17 protein-coding genes are annotated in these 16,221 nt (G+C 70.3%); 7 read left to right on the plus strand and 10 right to left on the minus strand.

What is annotated here, in order from left to right:
- Positions 1-56: 56 nt before the first annotated feature.
- The 4 genes from AC0NZN_RS09830 to AC0NZN_RS09845 all read right to left on the minus strand — a co-directional run bounded on the left by AC0NZN_RS09830 (position 57) and on the right by AC0NZN_RS09845 (position 3,146).
- Positions 57-986 carry a LysR family transcriptional regulator gene (locus AC0NZN_RS09830; protein ID WP_474592116.1) on the minus strand — a complete coding sequence of 310 codons (930 nt, stop codon included), beginning with the start codon at positions 984-986 and terminating at the stop codon, positions 57-59.
- Between the two features lie 89 nt (positions 987-1,075).
- Entirely contained in the window at positions 1,076-2,041 is a 966-nt protein-coding gene (locus tag AC0NZN_RS09835) for a fumarylacetoacetate hydrolase family protein (RefSeq protein WP_474592117.1), read from the minus strand.
- Between the two features lie 20 nt (positions 2,042-2,061).
- A complete protein-coding gene (locus AC0NZN_RS09840; RefSeq protein ID WP_474592118.1) occupies positions 2,062-2,355 on the minus strand; it encodes a putative quinol monooxygenase in 294 nt (97 codons plus the stop codon).
- A gap of 23 nt (positions 2,356-2,378) precedes the next feature.
- Positions 2,379-3,146 (minus strand): cyclase family protein, encoded by a 768-nt coding sequence (locus tag AC0NZN_RS09845; protein WP_474592119.1) that lies wholly within the window; start codon positions 3,144-3,146, stop codon positions 2,379-2,381.
- 191 nt (positions 3,147-3,337) lie between these two features.
- Between AC0NZN_RS09845 and AC0NZN_RS09850 the strand changes: the two genes are divergently transcribed.
- On the plus strand, positions 3,338-4,714 hold the full coding sequence (locus AC0NZN_RS09850; protein WP_474592120.1) for an NADP-dependent succinic semialdehyde dehydrogenase: 1,377 nt from the start codon (positions 3,338-3,340) through the stop codon (positions 4,712-4,714).
- Between the two features lie 17 nt (positions 4,715-4,731).
- On the opposite strand, the gene AC0NZN_RS09855 is transcribed toward AC0NZN_RS09850, so the two are convergent.
- Genes AC0NZN_RS09855 through AC0NZN_RS09865 form a run of 3 tightly spaced genes read right to left on the minus strand, consistent with a single transcriptional unit; the run spans position 4,732 to position 7,153 of the window.
- Positions 4,732-5,643: an NADP-dependent oxidoreductase gene (locus AC0NZN_RS09855; protein ID WP_474592121.1), complete on the minus strand. Its 912-nt coding sequence runs from the start codon at positions 5,641-5,643 to the stop codon at positions 4,732-4,734.
- Between the two features lie 10 nt (positions 5,644-5,653).
- Positions 5,654-6,172 (minus strand): RpiB/LacA/LacB family sugar-phosphate isomerase, encoded by a 519-nt coding sequence (locus AC0NZN_RS09860; RefSeq protein WP_474592122.1) that lies wholly within the window; start codon positions 6,170-6,172, stop codon positions 5,654-5,656.
- Positions 6,173-6,217: 45 nt separating this feature from the next.
- Positions 6,218-7,153, minus strand: coding sequence for a VOC family protein (locus AC0NZN_RS09865; protein WP_474592123.1), 936 nt, complete (start codon positions 7,151-7,153; stop codon positions 6,218-6,220).
- Between the two features lie 128 nt (positions 7,154-7,281).
- Between AC0NZN_RS09865 and AC0NZN_RS09870 the strand changes: the two genes are divergently transcribed.
- From AC0NZN_RS09870 to AC0NZN_RS09895, 6 genes are all read left to right on the plus strand, one after another.
- Complete coding sequence (locus tag AC0NZN_RS09870) at positions 7,282-8,196, plus strand: LysR family transcriptional regulator (RefSeq protein ID WP_474592124.1); 915 nt, start codon at positions 7,282-7,284, stop codon at positions 8,194-8,196.
- A 113-nt stretch (positions 8,197-8,309) separates the two neighbouring features.
- On the plus strand, positions 8,310-9,434 hold the full coding sequence (locus AC0NZN_RS09875; protein ID WP_474592125.1) for an FAD-dependent oxidoreductase: 1,125 nt from the start codon (positions 8,310-8,312) through the stop codon (positions 9,432-9,434).
- A gap of 14 nt (positions 9,435-9,448) precedes the next feature.
- Positions 9,449-10,021 (plus strand): cupin domain-containing protein, encoded by a 573-nt coding sequence (locus AC0NZN_RS09880; RefSeq protein ID WP_474592126.1) that lies wholly within the window; start codon positions 9,449-9,451, stop codon positions 10,019-10,021.
- A gap of 5 nt (positions 10,022-10,026) precedes the next feature.
- Entirely contained in the window at positions 10,027-10,833 is an 807-nt protein-coding gene (locus AC0NZN_RS09885; RefSeq protein WP_474592127.1) for an SDR family NAD(P)-dependent oxidoreductase, read from the plus strand.
- 17 nt (positions 10,834-10,850) lie between these two features.
- Complete coding sequence (locus AC0NZN_RS09890; RefSeq protein WP_474592270.1) at positions 10,851-12,026, plus strand: alpha/beta hydrolase family protein; 1,176 nt, start codon at positions 10,851-10,853, stop codon at positions 12,024-12,026.
- Positions 12,023-12,994 (plus strand): fumarylacetoacetate hydrolase family protein, encoded by a 972-nt coding sequence (locus AC0NZN_RS09895; protein WP_474592128.1) that lies wholly within the window; start codon positions 12,023-12,025, stop codon positions 12,992-12,994. Before AC0NZN_RS09890 ends, AC0NZN_RS09895 begins: the two co-directional genes overlap by 4 nt.
- A gap of 16 nt (positions 12,995-13,010) precedes the next feature.
- Here the strand turns inward: AC0NZN_RS09895 and AC0NZN_RS09900 are convergent, their stop codons facing one another.
- From AC0NZN_RS09900 to AC0NZN_RS09910, 3 genes are all read right to left on the minus strand, one after another.
- The gene (locus AC0NZN_RS09900) at positions 13,011-13,973 is read right to left on the minus strand and encodes a magnesium transporter CorA family protein (protein ID WP_474592129.1); all 963 of its coding nucleotides are present in this window, start codon (positions 13,971-13,973) and stop codon (positions 13,011-13,013) included.
- Positions 13,974-14,049: 76 nt separating this feature from the next.
- Entirely contained in the window at positions 14,050-15,237 is a 1,188-nt protein-coding gene (locus tag AC0NZN_RS09905) for a 4-hydroxybenzoate 3-monooxygenase (RefSeq protein WP_474592130.1), read from the minus strand.
- A 195-nt stretch (positions 15,238-15,432) separates the two neighbouring features.
- The gene (locus AC0NZN_RS09910; RefSeq protein ID WP_474592131.1) at positions 15,433-16,185 is read right to left on the minus strand and encodes an IclR family transcriptional regulator; all 753 of its coding nucleotides are present in this window, start codon (positions 16,183-16,185) and stop codon (positions 15,433-15,435) included.
- Positions 16,186-16,221: the final 36 nt, after the last annotated feature.

Here is a 16,221-nt window from a genome sequence, read left to right on the forward strand (position 1 = left end):
TGCGGGTTCTGGCCGCGGTTCGTGACGGATGAAGACCGGCGAGGCCCACAGTGGAGTCAGACGGGCGAGCCCTCGTCGTCGGCGAACTCGACGCGCTCGGCGACCTCGCGAAGGATCGACACGAGCCAGCGAAGGGCGGGGTCGTCGTTGCGCGACGGATGCCAGAAGGCCGCCTCCACGAGGACGGGAAGCGACACCGGGATGCGCGCCACCTCGAGCCCGAGCGCATCGGCATAGCGATCGGCGACGCGCTCGGGGACGAACCCGTACATGTCCGACCCCGCGACGGTGAACGGCACGGGGAGGAATCCCGGCACGGTCCGCGCGACGCGGGGTGTCACCCCCGCGTCGGCGAGCGTCTCATCCGCGTACATGACGATGCCCTCGCCGAAGGCCACCTGCACGTACGGCAGCGAGGAGAGGCTCTCGATGCCCAGGGTCCCGTCGACCAGAGCAGGGTGGCCCTGGCGGACGATGCAGACGATCGTGTCGGAGAACAGCGCGAGATGCTTGCCGGGGACGCCGCGTGCCGCGGAGGCCACCACGACGTCGTCGCGCAGCAGGTCGACCGGGCCGAAATGGGACATCGGGCTGAAGTCGATGCTGACGTGCGGCGCCGCCTCCTCGAGCACGGCGAGCAGCGGCGCGGTCATGATGGAGAGCGCGTAGTCGGATGCCGACACCCGGAAGTGGCGGGTGGTCGTCAGCGGATCGAACAGGGGCCGCAGGTTCAACGTCCGGTCGATCTCATCGAGCGCGGTCCGGACGACGGGCCGCAGTGCCTCCGCGCGAGGCGTGAGCTCCGAGAGTCGCCCGCTGCGGACGAGCAGCGGGTCGTCGAGCATCGTGCGCAGCTTCGCGACCGCGCCGCTGACGGTCGGCTGGCTCGTCCCCAGCACGTCGGCGGCCCGCGTCAGACTGCGCTCGGAGAGCACCGCGTCGAGCACGACGAGGAGATTGATGTCCACCCCGCGCAGTTCGTCCACGGCCGCCCTTCCCGCTGGCGCCCAGCATACGGCGCGACCGGTGGGCGCCTGTTCGGGTTCAGGCGCCCGCCGGCCGCGAGCCCCGGGGGTCACAGACGGCCGGGTCCGTAGGTGCGCCGCGCGGGCCGGACGGCGTGGGCGGGGCTGACCGTCTCGACGATGCGGTTCTCGATGGTGCCGAGGCCCTGGACGGTCATCGTGACGACATCGCCGACCTGCAGCGGCGGCGGGGTGAGCGCTCCGGTGCGCGCCCAGTGCTCGGCGAGGGCGCCCGTGGAGGCGGTGCCGGTGGCCAGCACGTCGCCGCGGCCGACCCAAGCGTCGCGGGAGGCGTGCACGAGCATCTCCTCGAACGACCATGACATGTTGCGGAGGTTGTCGGTGCCGACGACCTCGCCGTTCACGGCGACCGACATCTCGAGGGCGTAGCGGTCGCCCTCTCGGTACTGCTCGAGCTCGTCGGGCGTGGTGATCCACGGTCCGAGCGTGTTCGCGAAGTCCTTGCCCTTCGACGGGCCGAGGCCGACACGCATCTCGCCCGCCTGGATGTCGCGGGCGCTCCAGTCGTTGAAGATGCAGAACCCGGCGATGTGCTCCGCAGCCTCCTCCAGGGGCACATCGCGGACGGTGTCCTTGACGATCATCGCGACCTCGAGCTCGAAGTCGAGCCTCTGCGTGAGAGGGGGCATGGGGATGTCCGCACCGGTCGGCACCAGGGACCAGGGGTTCATGAACAGGAACGCGGGAGCCTCGTACCACTGCGGCGGCACCGACCCGTCGCCGGGCTCGGACTTCTTCATGCCGGCGATGTGCGCCTCGAACACGAGGAAGTCGCGCATCGCCCGCGGCTGAACCGGCACGGCGAACGTCGCCTCCGGAATGGGCAGCTTCTGCTGCCGCCCAGCGCGCACGTCGAGGTCGCGGCGCACCTCCGCCGGCGCGCTCAGCAGGTCGAGGATCTCGGGGTCTCCCGGGATGTCCTGCAGCCTGCCGTGCTGCACCCGTCCGGTGTGGACGATGCCGTTCGGCCCGACGTAGCGCGCGTACTGCGCCATCTCAGAAGTCCAGCCCGGTCTCAGAAGTCGAGTGTCGTGTAGAAGTCGCGCTGCCGGGTCTGCAGGGCCGGGATCGCCTGACCGAGCGCCCACTGCTCGAAGTGAGGGGACGTCCCGTGTGCGGTGAACGCGTCCTCGTCGACGTACACCTCGAAGATGCGGAACGTGTCCGGCTCCTCCGGGCTCTGATACGCCTGGTAGTAGATGTTGCCGGGCTCCTCGCGCGAGGCGGGGGAGAGCTTCTCCAGCGCGTCGCGCACGGTGTCCTCCTCACCGGGCTTGGCGATCCAGGTGGCGCTGCAGACGAAGGCCATGTCGTTTCCTTTCGGGCGGGGTGTCAGTTGTCGAAGAGGGCGACGGCGCGGGTCCAGCCGGCCGAGGCGCCGCGCACCTTGGCCGGGAAGCAGGCCACGGTGAAGCCGAAGGCGGGAAGCTCCTCGAGGTTCTGGAGCTTCTCGATCTGGCAGTAGCCGACCTCGGCGCCGGCCTTGTGACCCTCCCACACGATCGAGGGATCGCCGGTCTCGTCGAAGAGACGGCGGTTGATGCTGACCGGCAGGTCCCAGCCCCACGCGTCGGTGCCGACGACGCGGACGCCCTTGCCCGTGAGGTGGAGCGTCGCATCCCGGCCGAAGCCGATGCCGGTGTCGATGTAGTCGTCGCGGCCGTAGACGCTCGCGGCGATCGTGTTGGCGAGGACGATGTCGAGCGGCTGCAGCTCGTAGCCGATGCGCTCGAGCTCGGCGTCGATGTCGTCCGGGGTGACGAGATGCCCATTGGGCAGGTGCCGCAGGTCGAGCTTCACCCCGGGACGGAAGAACCAGTCCAGCGGCACCTCGTCGATCGTCCAGGCGCGCTCGCCGCTGTTCATCGTCGGGTGGTAGTGCCACGGCGCATCCACATGCGTGCCCGCGTGCGTCGTGATCGTCACCGTCTCGGCGGCCAGACCCTGCTGGTCCAGCAGCTGATCACGACGGATGCCGTACATGGCCTCCATGTCGGCGATGCCCGCTTGGTGATCCTTGTACTCGATCTTCGGGCGCAGGAACGGCGGGTCGACGGGGATCACGTCGTCGAGGGGCATGGACAGGTCTACGAAACGCATGGGCGACTCCTTCGTGCCGCTCCATCCTTTCCCGCGTCGTGCCGTCGGGACACCCTGCTGCGCCCATGCGTGGCATCGGCGCAGCGGGGGTCTGCCGATGGCCATGCGAGGCATCGCGACGGATGATGGATGCACGGCGTCGCGGACACGTAGCATCGCGACGTCCCCCGCCGATCGAACAGGAGCCCATCATGGCCATCGCGACGATCAATCCCTTCACCGGCCTCACCGAGCAGGAGTTCGAGCCGCACACCGACGCCGAGGTCGAGGAGCGCATCGCTGCAACGCACGCGGCGTTCGCGAAGCTGCGCCGGACGACCTTCGCGCAGCGCGCGGAGTGGATGCGGGCGGCCGCACAGCTCCTCGAGGACGACGTCGAGAAGCTCGCCCGCATCATCACGATCGAGATGGGCCGGCCCATCAAGGCCGCCCGCGCCGAGGTGCTCAAGTGCGCCAAGGGGCTGCGCTTCTACGCCGACCACGCCGAGGAGTTCCTCGCACCGGAGCAGCTCGACGACCCCTCGTCCGTCGGCGCCTCGCGGGCCGGCACGCGCTACGCCCCGCTCGGGGTGGTGCTCGCCGTGATGCCGTGGAACTACCCGCTGTGGCAGGTGCTGCGCTTCGCCGGGCCCGCGCTCATGGCGGGCAACACGGGGCTGCTCAAGCACTCGTCGAACGTGCCGCAGGCCGCGCTCTACCTCGACACGCTGTTCGAGCGCGCCGGATTCCCCGCCGGATCGTTCCACGCCCTGCTGATCCCCGCATCCCGCGTCGAGAAGGTCCTGCGCGACCCCCGCGTCAAGGCCGCCACGCTCACCGGCTCCGAGCCTGCCGGCCGGTCGCTCGCCGCGATCGCCGGGTCGGAGGTCAAGCACGTGGTGCTCGAGCTCGGCGGGTCGGATCCCTTCATCGTCATGCCCAGCGCGGACATCGACCGCGCGGCATCCGTCGCCGTCACCGCGCGCAACCAGAACAGCGGCCAGTCGTGCATCGCGGCCAAGCGCTTCATCGTGCACACCGACGTCTACGACGAGTTCACGCGGCTCTTCTCCCAGCGCGTCGCGGCGCTGACGGTCGGCGACCCGCTGGATGAGGCGACCGACGTCGGTCCGCTCGCGACCGAGGCCGGTCGCGACGAGCTCGAGAGCCAGGTGGCGGATGCGGTCGCCAAGGGCGCCATCGTCCACACGGGTGGCTTCGTGCCCGATCGGGACGGCTGGTTCTACGAGCCGACGGTCGTCGAGGGCGTGGTGCCGGGAATGCGCCTGCACCTGGAGGAGGCCTTCGGCCCCGTCGCCACGGTGTACCGCGTGGCCGATCGGGAGGAGGCGGCGGCCGTCGCCAACGGCACGACCTTCGGCCTCTCCTCGGCGGTCTGGACGACCGATGCCGACGAGGAGGAGTGGTTCGTCGACAACCTCGACGCGGGTGCCGTGTTCATCAACGGGATGACGGTCTCCTACCCCGAGCTGCCGTTCGGGGGCGTCAAGGACTCCGGTGTCGGCCGCGAGCTGGCGGCCGCCGGCATCCGCGAGTTCTGCAACCTGAAGACGGTCTGGAAGGGGTGACGCCGCGACCGACGGGCTCAGGGGAGGACGACGATCTTCCCCGGCGCGTGCGACGACTCCAGCGCCTCGAACGCCGCTGACACGTCGTCGAGCCGGAACGTCTGCGCCACCGGCAGCACGAGATCACCCGCCGCGATGCGGTCCGCGAGGCCGGCGAGGTTCTTCGCGGTGCGCGCCGATCGCTCGACGTTGTGCACGCCGAGCTCCTGGAGGGCGCCGTACGCGGCGATCGCGACCATGCGGTCGACGGGCACGCCGAGGGCGACGCCGGCGTCGAGGGCCTCGCGGCCGTGGCAGTCGATGACCGCCGTGATCGTGCCCGCGGGCGGCAGTCGTTCGACCAGGCCCGCACCGTACGCGACGGGCTCGATGCCGAGCGACTCGAGGAACTCCGCATCCCGTGGATTGGCGGTGCCGATGACCCGGGCGCCTGTCGAGAGGGCGAGTTGGGCGGCGACGAGTCCGACGCCGGCGGTGCCGCCGACGAGCACGACGTCGCCGGCGTCGATCGGAACCGTCGCGAGGCAGGAGACCGCCGTCAGACCGGCGACCCAGAGTCCGCCCGCGACGTCCACATGCAACTCGTGGGGGCGGATCGTCAGCTCCGATGCGGCGGCGAGCGTGCGCTCGGCCACAGCACCCGGTCCGCGGCCCAGCACGTCGTCGCCGACCGACACGCGCGTGCCGTCCCAGTAGGCCGCGCCCTCGCCGACGGCGATCACGGTCCCCGCGAGATCGGAGCCGACGCGGCGGGGGAACGGCTGATCCGAGGGGATGAAGCCGCTGCGCAGCTTCGCATCGACGGGGTTGAGGCCGGCTGCCTGCACGCGCACGCCGACCTGGCCGGGGCCCGGCTCCGGATCGGCTGCCGCGCCGACGTACAGGACCTCGGGTCCGCCGGTGGTGTCGTACAGGGCAGCTCTGCTCATGCCCGCGACGTTACTCGTGTCGGACGGCGATCTGGTCGGGCTCCAGCTGCACGGCCCATCCCTCGATCGTCCCGGAGTTCTCGTACTCCTCGATCTGCAGGATCTGGCGGCCGCGCTCGACGGTCTGCTCCATGGATGCCGTCACGAACGCGGACACGTTGAGCCACGCCGACTCCTCGTAGGCGATGCCCTCGATCACGAGGACGTTCGCATCCACGACGCCGCGCGCGTGGGCGGCCGCGCGCGGCGATGTGCTCGTGACGGCGCGTGCGCCGTTGACCTTGTTCGCCGCGACGACCCCCGCGACGGCTTCGTCCACGACGAGCACGCCGAACGCGTCGACCGCGGCATCCTGATCCTCGACGACCGACCGCCCGACGCGGATCGCGAAGACGGGGTAGTCGTCACCCGGATCCAGCTCGTCCGCGCCGTGCCACACGACGTCGAAGCCGGCAGCCCGCGCCCGCGCCTCCAGCGCGCGGCCGAGCTCGTACCCGCCGTGGTCGGCGGCGAAGTGGATGCGTGTCATGCTCGGTTCTCCCCGTGGATGCGTCGGCTCGTCGAATGCGCCCGGTCACACCGGCGGCGCGACGAACAGGCCCTTGTCGATGTCGTTGAACGACTCGCGCGCGACGAGCTCGCTCATCTCCTGTGCGGTACCCCACTGGTCCTGCGTCGACAGCCGGCTGATGTCGTGCTTGTGGGCGATCCAGTTCTCGTCGTCGACCATCGACAGCTCGGTCGTGTACTCGATGGTGTTTCCGGCCGGGTCGAGGAAGTAGGCGAACGTGTTGTCGCCGGCGTTGTGGCGACCGGGGCCCCAGATCATTCGGGCGCCGGAGCGGAGGATCTTTCCCGCTCCGCGCATCCACTCCTCGATGCCCCGCATCTCGAACGAGAGGTGGTGCAGCGAGTGGTGCGGGCCCATCGCGACCGCGATCGAGTGGTGGTTCGGGTTGCAGCGCAGGAAGTGCATCATGTCGGTGCCGTCAGGCCGCACGAGCGAGTCCGAGATCGTGAAGTCGAGGTGGTCGACGTACCACTGCGCGGTCTTGTTCAGGTTCTGCGAGTTGAAGACCATGTGCGAGAGCTTGGCCGGGATCGGCTCGCGCTCGCGGATCTTGCGCGCCTCGCGCGTCTCGTAGCCGGTGGAGAACTCGAGCGCGCGCCCGTCGCCGTCGAAGACCCGGAAGCCGTAGCCGCCGCTGAAGCCGGCGAGCTCCTGCGGCTCGTGGATGAACGGCACGTCTTCTGCGTGGAGCTTGGCGGCCAGGGCGTCGACGTCGCCGCGGCTGCGGACGCCGAAGCCGGCGAGGTCGATGCGCTTCTCGTCCCTGCGCAGGCGCAGGATGAAGGGCTCCGTCGAGCCCTCGGCGGCCAGGTACGAGAGTCCGTCCTCCGCGTGGACCTCGGTGAGGCCCCAGTGCGTCACGAAGAAGTCGCGCTCGACCTCGAAGTTCGGCACTGCCAGGGCGGCGTAGCGCAGGTGGGAGACGAGTCGCTCCGTCATCGTCGACCTTTCTGTCAGTCTGTGGGCGCCCCGGCCCGCACACGTGATCGCAGCGTGCCGGGGCGACTCCCCGAGAGTAGGACGGCCGCCCTCCGGGGAGCCATGCGCGGGCCGGATACCATGCATCTGTGGCGAGCGGAGACACCGATCTCAACCTCCTCGTCGCGCTGCGCGCGCTGCTCGAGGAGGCGAACGTCACGCGCGCCGGGGAGCGGATCGGCAGCGGCCAGTCCACGATGTCGAGCGCCCTCGCCCGGTTGCGCACCCTCTTCCACGACGAGCTGCTGGTGCGGGTGGGCCGCGAGTACGAGCTGACGCCGCTCGCCCGGCAGATCCTGCCGCAGGTCCAGCTGACGCTGCCTCTCGTCGCGCAGGCGCTCGGGCAGGCCGAGCCGTTCGATCCGGCGACGAGCCGGCGTACCTTCCGCATGCAGGTGTCGGACTTCAGCGCCGTCGTTCTGGGCCCGGTCTTCGACGTCGCGCAGGCCGAGGCCCCCGGCATCCGCTTCGACACTCTCCGCCTGCCCGCCGAGCCGACGGATGCGATGCGCGATCTGCTCGCGCACGACTTCGTCGTCGCCCCTCCCGGCATCGGCATCGAGGTCGACAGCATCGACCTCTTCCGGGACGACTACGTCGTGATCGCGGATCGCGGCAACCCCGTCGTCGCCGGAGGCGCCATCTCGCTCGAGGACTTCCTCGCGAGCCCGTTCATCCGGTGCGACTTCGGCCGCGCGCACATCACGGCGGCGGAGCGCCGGATGCATGAGCTCGACCTGCATCCCCGCGTGCGGGTGACGACCTCCACCCTGCTCTCGATCCCGCTGACCGTCAGCGGGACGGACCTCATCGGCGTGGTCCCGAGCCGCCTCGCGGCGGACAGCGCTGCGATCACCGGGACGGTCGCCGTTCCCACGCCGTTCCCGCTGGTGGAGCTCATCCAGAGGCTCTGGTGGCACCGCGCGCACGCGCATGACCCGGGGCACACGTGGTTCCGCGAGCTCGTCGCGCGGTGCGTCGCCGATGGCCTCCTGGGTTCCTGATCGCTGATATCAGGCATCAGCATCGGCGATTGGCCGTCGCCGTTCCGTCGCCGTAACGTCGATAACGGACGGAAGGCGCCCAATGGAGCGGCGCGTCCGGGATGGAGACGAAGATGTCGATTCGCAGCGCGCTCATCGTCGGCGGCGGATTCACCGGCCTGACGACGGCCATCGCCCTCGCCCAGGGCGGCGTCGAGGTCACGCTCGTCGACAAAGCACCCGCGTGGGCACGCGTCGGCCACGGGCTCACCATCCAGGGAAACGCCCTGCGCGTCTTCGAGAAGATCGGCGTCATCGACGAGGTGCTCGCCGTGGGGCAGCCCGAGAACTCGCTCACCCTCTACTTCGCCGACGGTCGCGTGATGGCCGAGATGCCGACACCGCGCACGGGCGGCGACGGCCTGCCCGCGACGATCGGCGCGCTGCGCCCCGACCTCCACGAGATCCTCGTGCGCAAGGCCGAGGCGCTCGGCGTCCGCATCCGCCTGGGCATCGAACTGACCTCGTTCGAGAACAGCGGCGACACCGCGACCTCGGTGCTCTCGGACGGCACGACGGAGACCTGGGACGTCATCGTCATCGCCGAGGGCATCAAGTCGCAGACTCGTCCGAAGCTCGGCATCACCGAGGACCGCGCGTCGAGCGGTCTCGGCATCTGGCGCGCGGTCACGTCGCGGCTGCCGGAGATGACCGGCGGCATCGCATACCCGTTCGACGACCAGGGCGCGTTCAAGGTCGGCTACACACCGGTGAGCGAGACGCAGTGCTACATCTTCGTGCTGTGCGCCCCGCAGCGCCCGGAGAACGGCCTCGAGGGCTGGCAGGAGGTGCAGCGGCTCATGGCGAACTTCCACGGCCCGTTCGACTATCTCCGCGAGTCCCTCGGCCCGGACACGTTCCTCAACTTCCAGGAGATCGAGTGGATCTTCGTCGAGGGTCCCTGGAACCAGGGCCGCGTCGTCGCCCTCGGCGAGACCGTCCACGCCATCCCGCCGCTCATCGCCCAGGGGGCCGCGCAGTGCGTCGAGGACGCGCTGCTCTTCGCCGAATACGTGACCGCGGAGGGCGACTTCGACGCCCAGGTGGCGGCGTTCCACGATCGCCGCATCCCGCGGGTCAAGGGCGTCGTCGACTCGACGATGCTCCTCGCGAAGTGGGAGCTCGACCCCGGGGCACCCGACGCCGACCCCGGCCGGGTCATGGGCCAGGCGCTCGGCGCCCTCGTTCCGGCGCCATGATCCTTCCAGAAGCCATGATCCTTCCAGAAGCTCAGACCGGCAGCTTCCGCATCCCTCGCCGCATCGTCACAGGCCACGACGCCGCCGGCGCCTCGGTCATCGTCAGCGACGGCCCCGTGCCGGTCACGCGCGAACTGGAGGAGGACGGCGTCGCCTTCCACGAGGTGTGGGTGACGACGTCCACGCCGGCGACGATCGGCGCCGGCCCCGAGGACCCCACGATCGGCTCGATCACCGTCCCGCCGCCGACGCACGGGACCCGCATCCGGATCAACGAGTTCCTCCCCGGCCACCTGGACGGCAGCGGTCTGCAGTCGCCCGTCCACCGCACCGAGTCCATCGACTACGGCATCGTGCTCGAGGGCGAGATCACCCTGATCCTCGACGACGGCGAGGTCACGGCGTGCGCGGGCGACATCGTCGTCCAGCGCGGCACCGACCATGCGTGGGCCAACCGGGGCGACTCGATCGCGCGCGTCGCGTTCGTGCTCGTCGGCGGCGAGTTCGGCCAGGACGTCCTCGAGGTGCTGCCCGCCGACGTCCGCGAGGGGCTCATGCGCCACGGGCCGCGGGATGTCGCGAGATGACGGCGATGGCACTCCCCGGCATCGCCGGGAATCTCTTCGTCGTGACGGGCGCCGCGGGTGGCCAGGGCGCGCAGGAGGCGCTGCTGCTGGCACGACAGGGCGCCGATGTCATCGCCGCGGACGTGCGCGACGATGCCCCCGACCTGCTCCGGGATGCCGCGGACCTGAGCCCAGTCGCAGGCGCCGGGCCAGGCTCGGTGACCTACCGGCGCCTGGACGTGACCGACGAGGGCGCGTGGGCCGAGCTCGCCGCCTCCCTCGCGGGACGGACCGTGAAGGGACTCGTCAACAACGCCGGCGTCACCCATCGCGTGCGCATCGGCGATGTCGATCGCGCCGAGTGGGACCGCGTGCTCGCGATCAACGTGACCGGGGCGATGCTCGGCATCCAGGCTCTTCTTCCGTTGATGGATGCCGGATCCTCCATCGTCAACATCGGCTCGTCGGCCGGAGTCACGGGCCACTACACGGCCGCGTACACGACGAGCAAGTGGGCGCTGCGCGGCCTCACCCACTCCTGCGTGACAGAGCTCGGGCCCCGCGGCATCCGCGTCAACATCGTCCACCCCGGCTACATCCGCACCGAGATGACGGCCGGCGCGCCGCCCGCCTTCCTCGACGCCTCCATCGCCATCGCCCCGCTGCACCGCGCCGGAGAGCCCGTCGAGGTCGCCGACGTCGTCGCGTTCCTGCTCTCCGACGCCGCGTCCTACGTCACGGGTGCCGAGGTCGGCGTCGACGGCGGCCAGCTGCTGTCGGGCGTCGCCACGTTCCTCTCCGACGCGGTGCGTCCCCAGACCCAGACCCTTTAGGAGTCCCATCCGTGTACATGTACTTCCCCACCAATTACGTCTGGAGCATGTCGGTCGTCGCGACGCTCAACAACGGCGGGCTGATCGACGACGTCGACAAGGCGTCGCGCCCCGTCCTCGAGGCCTCTGAGCACGGCGACGACGTCGGCACCGAGCTGCTGTACGGCTCGTGGCAATCGGTGGCCGACCGCATCCTCGCCTCCGCGCAGGAGGACGAGGCACGCGGCTGGCGCCGCGGAGCGGCGGAGAAGTACTACCGCGCGGCGCTCTACACGTCGCAGGCCGAGCGCCTGCAATCGCCGAAGTGGGAGGGCCGCAAGGCCGCGTACCAGAAGTCGATCGACCTGCTGCTGAAGCACGTCGAGCTGGGCGAGGTGCCGCTCACCGTCGTCGATGTTCCCTACACCGGCGACGACGCCCCCGAGGGCTCCGCGCTTCCCGGGTACTTCTACCGCGCTCCGGGCGATGGCCCGCACCCTCTCGTGGTGATGTGGAACGGCCTCGACTCGACCAAGGAGATGATGTACACCTCCGGGTTCCCGCAGCTGCTGGCCGAGCGCGGCATCTCGACGCTCATGATGGACCCGCCCGGCTCGGGCGAGGCCCTCCGCATGCGCGACCTGCGCGCCCGCTACGACACCGAGGTGTGGGCCGCATCCACCCTCGATTGGATCGAGGAGAACGCCGCCGGCCTCGGCGTCGACCCGAAGCTCGTCGGTCTCGTCGGCTGGTCGCTCGGCGGCTACTACGTGCCGCGCGCCACGGCGTTCGAGAAGCGCATCGCGCTCGCCGTCGCGTGGGGCGCCAACTACGACTGGGCGGCCGTCCAGGAGGCCCGTCGCCGGCGGGAGGGTGAGAACCCCGTGCCGCACTACTGGGACCACGTGCACTGGGTGTTCGGCGCATCCGACATGGACGACTTCATCGAGAAGACGAAGAACATGCGCCTCGAGGGCGTCGTGGAGAACATCACCGTGCCGTTCCTCGTGACCCACGGCATCGGCGATCGGCAGATCCCGGTCGAATACGCGCGCAAGGAGTACGAGGCCGCGATGAACGCGCCCAAGCGCGAGCTGCGCATCTTCACGCAGGAGGAAGGCGGCGCCGAGCACATCGGCCTCGACAACATGCCGTACGTCTCGCAGTGGACGGCCGACTGGGTCGCCGAGACCTTCGCGGAGCTCTCGGCATGAGGATCGCGCGCTGGTCGGCCGACGGCACGGTCGGCGAGGGCTTCGTCGTCGACGACCGTGTCGTGCCGTTCCCCGACGGGCTGACCGTCGCGGACGCCCTCGCGCGCGGACTTGCGGGGACGCGCGATCTCTACGAGAAGGTGGGGGACACCGCGGGCCTGCCGCTCGCACAGGTGCAGCTCCTCGCTCCGCTCGTCCCGGCCGCGATCCGCGACTTTGTGGCCTTCGAGGAGCACGTCGAAGGCGTGAGCGCGGGTGTCGAGGGCAAGAGCCATGTCGCCCCCGAGTGGTACCAGGCGCCGACCTTCTACTTCACGAACCCGCACACGATCCTCGGTCCCGGCGAGCCCGTGTCGCCGCCGGTGACGCAGCGTCTGGACTTCGAGCTCGAGGTGGCGGTCGTCGTCGGCGCCGCCGACGGCATCGGGGAATCGAACCTCTCCGCCGCCCAGGCGAAGGACGTGATCTTCGGCTACACGATCATGAACGACTGGTCCGCGCGCGACCTGCAGGGCCGCGAGATGAAGGTGCGGCTGGGACCGGCCAAGGGCAAGGACTTCGGGATGAGTCTCGGTCCCTGGATCGTCACGGCCGACGAGCTCGAGCCCTGTCTCGATGAGGACGGATTCCTCGCGATCCGCGCCGAGGCGTACATCAACGACGAGCTCGTCGGCGAGGACCTCGTGTCGAACATGGGGTGGCCGCTCCCGGAGCTCGTGGCGTACGCATCCCGCAACTCGCGCGTGGTGCCGGGCGACGTGCTGGGATCGGGCACGGTCGGCAACGGCGGATGCCTCGGCGAGCTGTGGGGCCGCAACGGCGGCCTCACCCCGCCTCCCCTCGCCGAAGGCGACGTCGTGCGGCTCATTGTCGAGGGCATCGGCGAGCTCTCCGCCGCCGTCGGCCCTCAGGTGGCCGGACCCGGGATCCCGGCGGCGCGAGCGCGCTCGCGCGCCCGTCACCGCTGAGCGCGGCCGCCGCGCGTCAGGCGTCGTTGCCGGTCCAGCCCTTGTGGCGGAACCACCACCACATGAGGCCGGCAGAGACGGCCATCGTGCCCATGCCGAGGAGGAAGAAGGCCCACGGCCCGACCAGGACGTGCGCGACCTCCCACGTGAAGTTCATGCCGAAGAACCCGGTGAGGAACGTCAACGGCAGGAAGATCGACGCGATGATGGTGAGCTGCTTCGACGTCTCGCCCTGCCGGTTGGCCACGGTCGAGAGGTAGAGGTCGGTGCATCCCGAGACCATCTCGTGGTACGAGTCGAGCTCGTCGGTGATGCGGATCAGGTGGTCGTACACATCCCGGAAGTAGTCGTGGCTGTCCGACTCGAGCCCGGCGAGATCCGCGATGACGTCGATCTCGCGCGCGAACACGTCCCGCATGGGCACGACAGCCTTGCGGAGCCTCAGCAGCAGGCGCTTCAGACGGAACGTCTCGGCGAGCGCGCGCTTGCCTCCGCCGGACACGATGGCATCCTCGAGTGCGTTGATCTCCTCGTCGAGGCCGGCCATGATCGGGAAGAAGCTGTCCACGACGACGTCCACGACCTTGTAGACCTGGTACTGCTCGCTCTTGCCGTTGGCCGCCTGCGTGATGTGCTTCTTGAGACCGTCCAGGTCGGGGAACGGGTTCCGGTGCAGCGTGACGATGAAGTCGCCGCTCAGGTGGCAGTGGATCTCCTCCAGCGGATGCTCGTTCTCGTCCTCCGGCTCGAACTGCACACCGCCCTCGAGGACGAGCAGCGCGGTCGCGCCGTAGGTGTCGAGCTTGGGCCGCTGTCTGAACCGCACGCTGTCCTCGATTGCGAGCGGATGCAGGCCGAGGAGCTTCCCGAGCCGCTGGATCTCATCGGCCGGCAGGCCGACGGCATCCAGCCAGAAGAACTCGTTGCTCTCGAGCAGCTTCCGGATCTGGGCATCGTCGATCGTGTCGAGGGTCTGCATGAGGGGCTCCGAACGCCGGGGTCTGCGACGTCCGCCAGCGTAGGCGATCCTCCTCGGAAGGCGTGGATGCCGCGGCCTACAGCCGCGTCTCGAACGGCCAGCCCGTGTACGCCTCGGCGAGGTAGCGTCGCCCCGCCTCGGACTCGGTGACCATGCGCAGCTCGCCGAGCTGCCGGCGGCGGTCGAAGTCGGAGGCGTCCGGCGCGACATGGAGCATGTTCGTCATCCACCAGGAGAAGTGCTGCGCCTTCCAGATGCGGCGCGAGGCGACCTCGGGGTAGCGGTCGAGCGGCCGTTCGTCGTTCTCCAGGAGCAGCGCACGGATGGCCTTCTCGAGCAGCACCACGTCGGCGACGGCGAGGTTCATGCCCTTGGCACCTGTGGGCGGCACCGTGTGCGCCGCATCCCCGATCAGCACGACCCGGCCGCGGCGCAGCTCGTGCGCGACGAAGCTGCGGAAGCGCAGGATGTCCCGCTGGAAGATGCGGCCCTCCTTGAGCGTCGTGCCCGGGACGCGCGACTGCAGCTCCGCCCAGATCTGCTCCTCGGTGAGGGCGTTCGGGTCGGCGTCCGGGTCGCACTGGAAGTACATGCGCTGCACCGTGTCGCTGCGCTGGCTGATGAGGGCGAAGCCGTTGTCGGAGTTGCTGTAGATCAGCACGTCGTTGCTCGGCGGCGCCTCGCAGAGGATGCCGAACCACGCGAACGGGTACTCGCGGAAGTAGCCGTCGCGGCTCGAGCCGCACACGGCGACACGGGCGACGCTGCGGGAGCCGTCGGCGCCGACGACGATGTCGGCCTCGATGTCGAGGGCCTCGCCGTCGGCCGTCGTGGCGAGGACGCGCGGCCGGTCGGTGTCGGCTCCTTCGACGGAGTGCGCGGTGACGGCGAAGCGCAGGTCCTGGCCCGCGGCCAGGCGCGCGGCGATGAGGTCCTTCAGCACCTCGTGCTGCGGGTACAGCCAGACGCTGCGGCCGGTGAGTGCGGGGAAGTCGAAGCGGTGGCCGCCGCCGTCGAAGCGCAGTTCGATGCCGTCGTGCCGGTGGGCCTCGCGGAGGATGCGTGTCGACGCGCCGGTCGAGGCGAGCACGTCGACGGTGCCCTGCTCGAGGATGCCGGCGCGGATCGTGTGCTCGATCTCGTCGCGGCTGCGCTGGTCGATGACGATCGAGTCGATGCCCGCGGCATCGAGCAGGTGCGAGAGCAGCAGCCCGGCCGGCCCGGCGCCGACGATGGCGACCTGGGTGCGGATGGTGGTGGTCATGGGTCTCCTTCGACCTGCTCAGCATCCCAAGCGCGGGCGGGGTTCCGGATGGCGACTCTCATTGAACGGGAGACGCGTTCGCCCCCGGCCCCCTGACTTGCCCTAGGTGCACGCGCCGCGCCCGCGTGTCGCGTGCACCTAGGGCAAGTCAGGGGGAGAGGGGCTGGCGGCCGGGCTCGGCGCTGGCCGGCGGGCTCAGCGCTGGTCGCGGAGCGCGGCGGCGATCTCGCGGGCGGCGGTGTGGAGCTCCACCAGCGGCGCATCGACCGGGGCGTCGCGGGGGAGCACGGCGGATAGCGCTGCGACCACGGCTCCGCTCTCGTCGTGGACGGGCACCGCGACGCCCGTCGACACCGCCTCGATGTAGCCCGAGGCGATTGCGTGGCCGAGGCGGCGGACCTCGGCGAGCTTGCGGCGCAGGGCGCCCGCATCCGTGATCGTCTCGCGCGAGACCGGCGCGAGGGGCCCCGCGAGGATCCGCTCCTGGAGCTCATGCGTCCCGAAGGCGAGGAGCACGAGCCCCGACGACGACGCGTGCAGGGGGAGGCGTCCGGCGACACGGGTGATGTTCGCGCCGGAGTCGGGGCTCGACAGTCGCTCGAGGAAGAGCGCCTCGTCCTGCTCGAGGATCGCGAGCTGCGTGTGCTCGTGGATGCGGGCCTGCACGCGCTCCATCGATGGCATCGCCGCCTGGCGCAGGCGCAGGGCGTGCGACGAGCGCGTCGCGAGCTCCCACAGGCGCATGCCGATGCGGATGCGGCGGTCCTCGTCGCGCTCGAGCAGTCCCGCCTCGACGAGCTCGCCGACGAGCCGGTGCGCTGTGGATGTCGGCAGCCCGGCGCGCCGCCCTATCTCGGCTGCCGTCTGCACCGTGCGGGTCGGGGTGAAGGTCTCGAGCACCCGCAGCAGCCGGTCGGTCACCGAATCGCCGGACGGGGAGTTCGCCATGGACCCAGGATGCCAGCATCCTTCGCCGATTCCCAT

The sequence above is a fragment of the Microbacterium sp. sgz311019 genome, from assembly GCF_056135325.1.

Excerpts from the sequence above, each read along its gene's own strand:
- AC0NZN_RS09910 (WP_474592131.1), bottom strand. The coding sequence starts at position 16,185 with ATGGCGAACTCCCCGTCCGGCGATTCGGTGACCGACCGGCTGCTGCGG.
- AC0NZN_RS09885 (WP_474592127.1), top strand. The coding sequence starts at position 10,027 with ATGGCACTCCCCGGCATCGCCGGGAATCTCTTCGTCGTGACGGGCGCC.
- AC0NZN_RS09865 (WP_474592123.1), bottom strand. The coding sequence starts at position 7,153 with ATGACGGAGCGACTCGTCTCCCACCTGCGCTACGCCGCCCTGGCAGTG.
- AC0NZN_RS09840 (WP_474592118.1), bottom strand. The coding sequence starts at position 2,355 with ATGGCCTTCGTCTGCAGCGCCACCTGGATCGCCAAGCCCGGTGAGGAG.
- AC0NZN_RS09905 (WP_474592130.1), bottom strand. The coding sequence starts at position 15,237 with ATGACCACCACCATCCGCACCCAGGTCGCCATCGTCGGCGCCGGGCCG.
- AC0NZN_RS09895 (WP_474592128.1), top strand. The coding sequence starts at position 12,023 with ATGAGGATCGCGCGCTGGTCGGCCGACGGCACGGTCGGCGAGGGCTTC.
- AC0NZN_RS09850 (WP_474592120.1), top strand. The coding sequence starts at position 3,338 with ATGGCCATCGCGACGATCAATCCCTTCACCGGCCTCACCGAGCAGGAG.
- AC0NZN_RS09890 (WP_474592270.1), top strand. The coding sequence starts at position 10,851 with ATGTACTTCCCCACCAATTACGTCTGGAGCATGTCGGTCGTCGCGACG.
- AC0NZN_RS09845 (WP_474592119.1), bottom strand. The coding sequence starts at position 3,146 with ATGCGTTTCGTAGACCTGTCCATGCCCCTCGACGACGTGATCCCCGTC.
- AC0NZN_RS09855 (WP_474592121.1), bottom strand. The coding sequence starts at position 5,643 with ATGAGCAGAGCTGCCCTGTACGACACCACCGGCGGACCCGAGGTCCTG.
- AC0NZN_RS09860 (WP_474592122.1), bottom strand. The coding sequence starts at position 6,172 with ATGACACGCATCCACTTCGCCGCCGACCACGGCGGGTACGAGCTCGGC.
- AC0NZN_RS09880 (WP_474592126.1), top strand. The coding sequence starts at position 9,449 with ATGATCCTTCCAGAAGCTCAGACCGGCAGCTTCCGCATCCCTCGCCGC.
- AC0NZN_RS09835 (WP_474592117.1), bottom strand. The coding sequence starts at position 2,041 with ATGGCGCAGTACGCGCGCTACGTCGGGCCGAACGGCATCGTCCACACC.
- AC0NZN_RS09875 (WP_474592125.1), top strand. The coding sequence starts at position 8,310 with ATGTCGATTCGCAGCGCGCTCATCGTCGGCGGCGGATTCACCGGCCTG.
- AC0NZN_RS09900 (WP_474592129.1), bottom strand. The coding sequence starts at position 13,973 with ATGCAGACCCTCGACACGATCGACGATGCCCAGATCCGGAAGCTGCTC.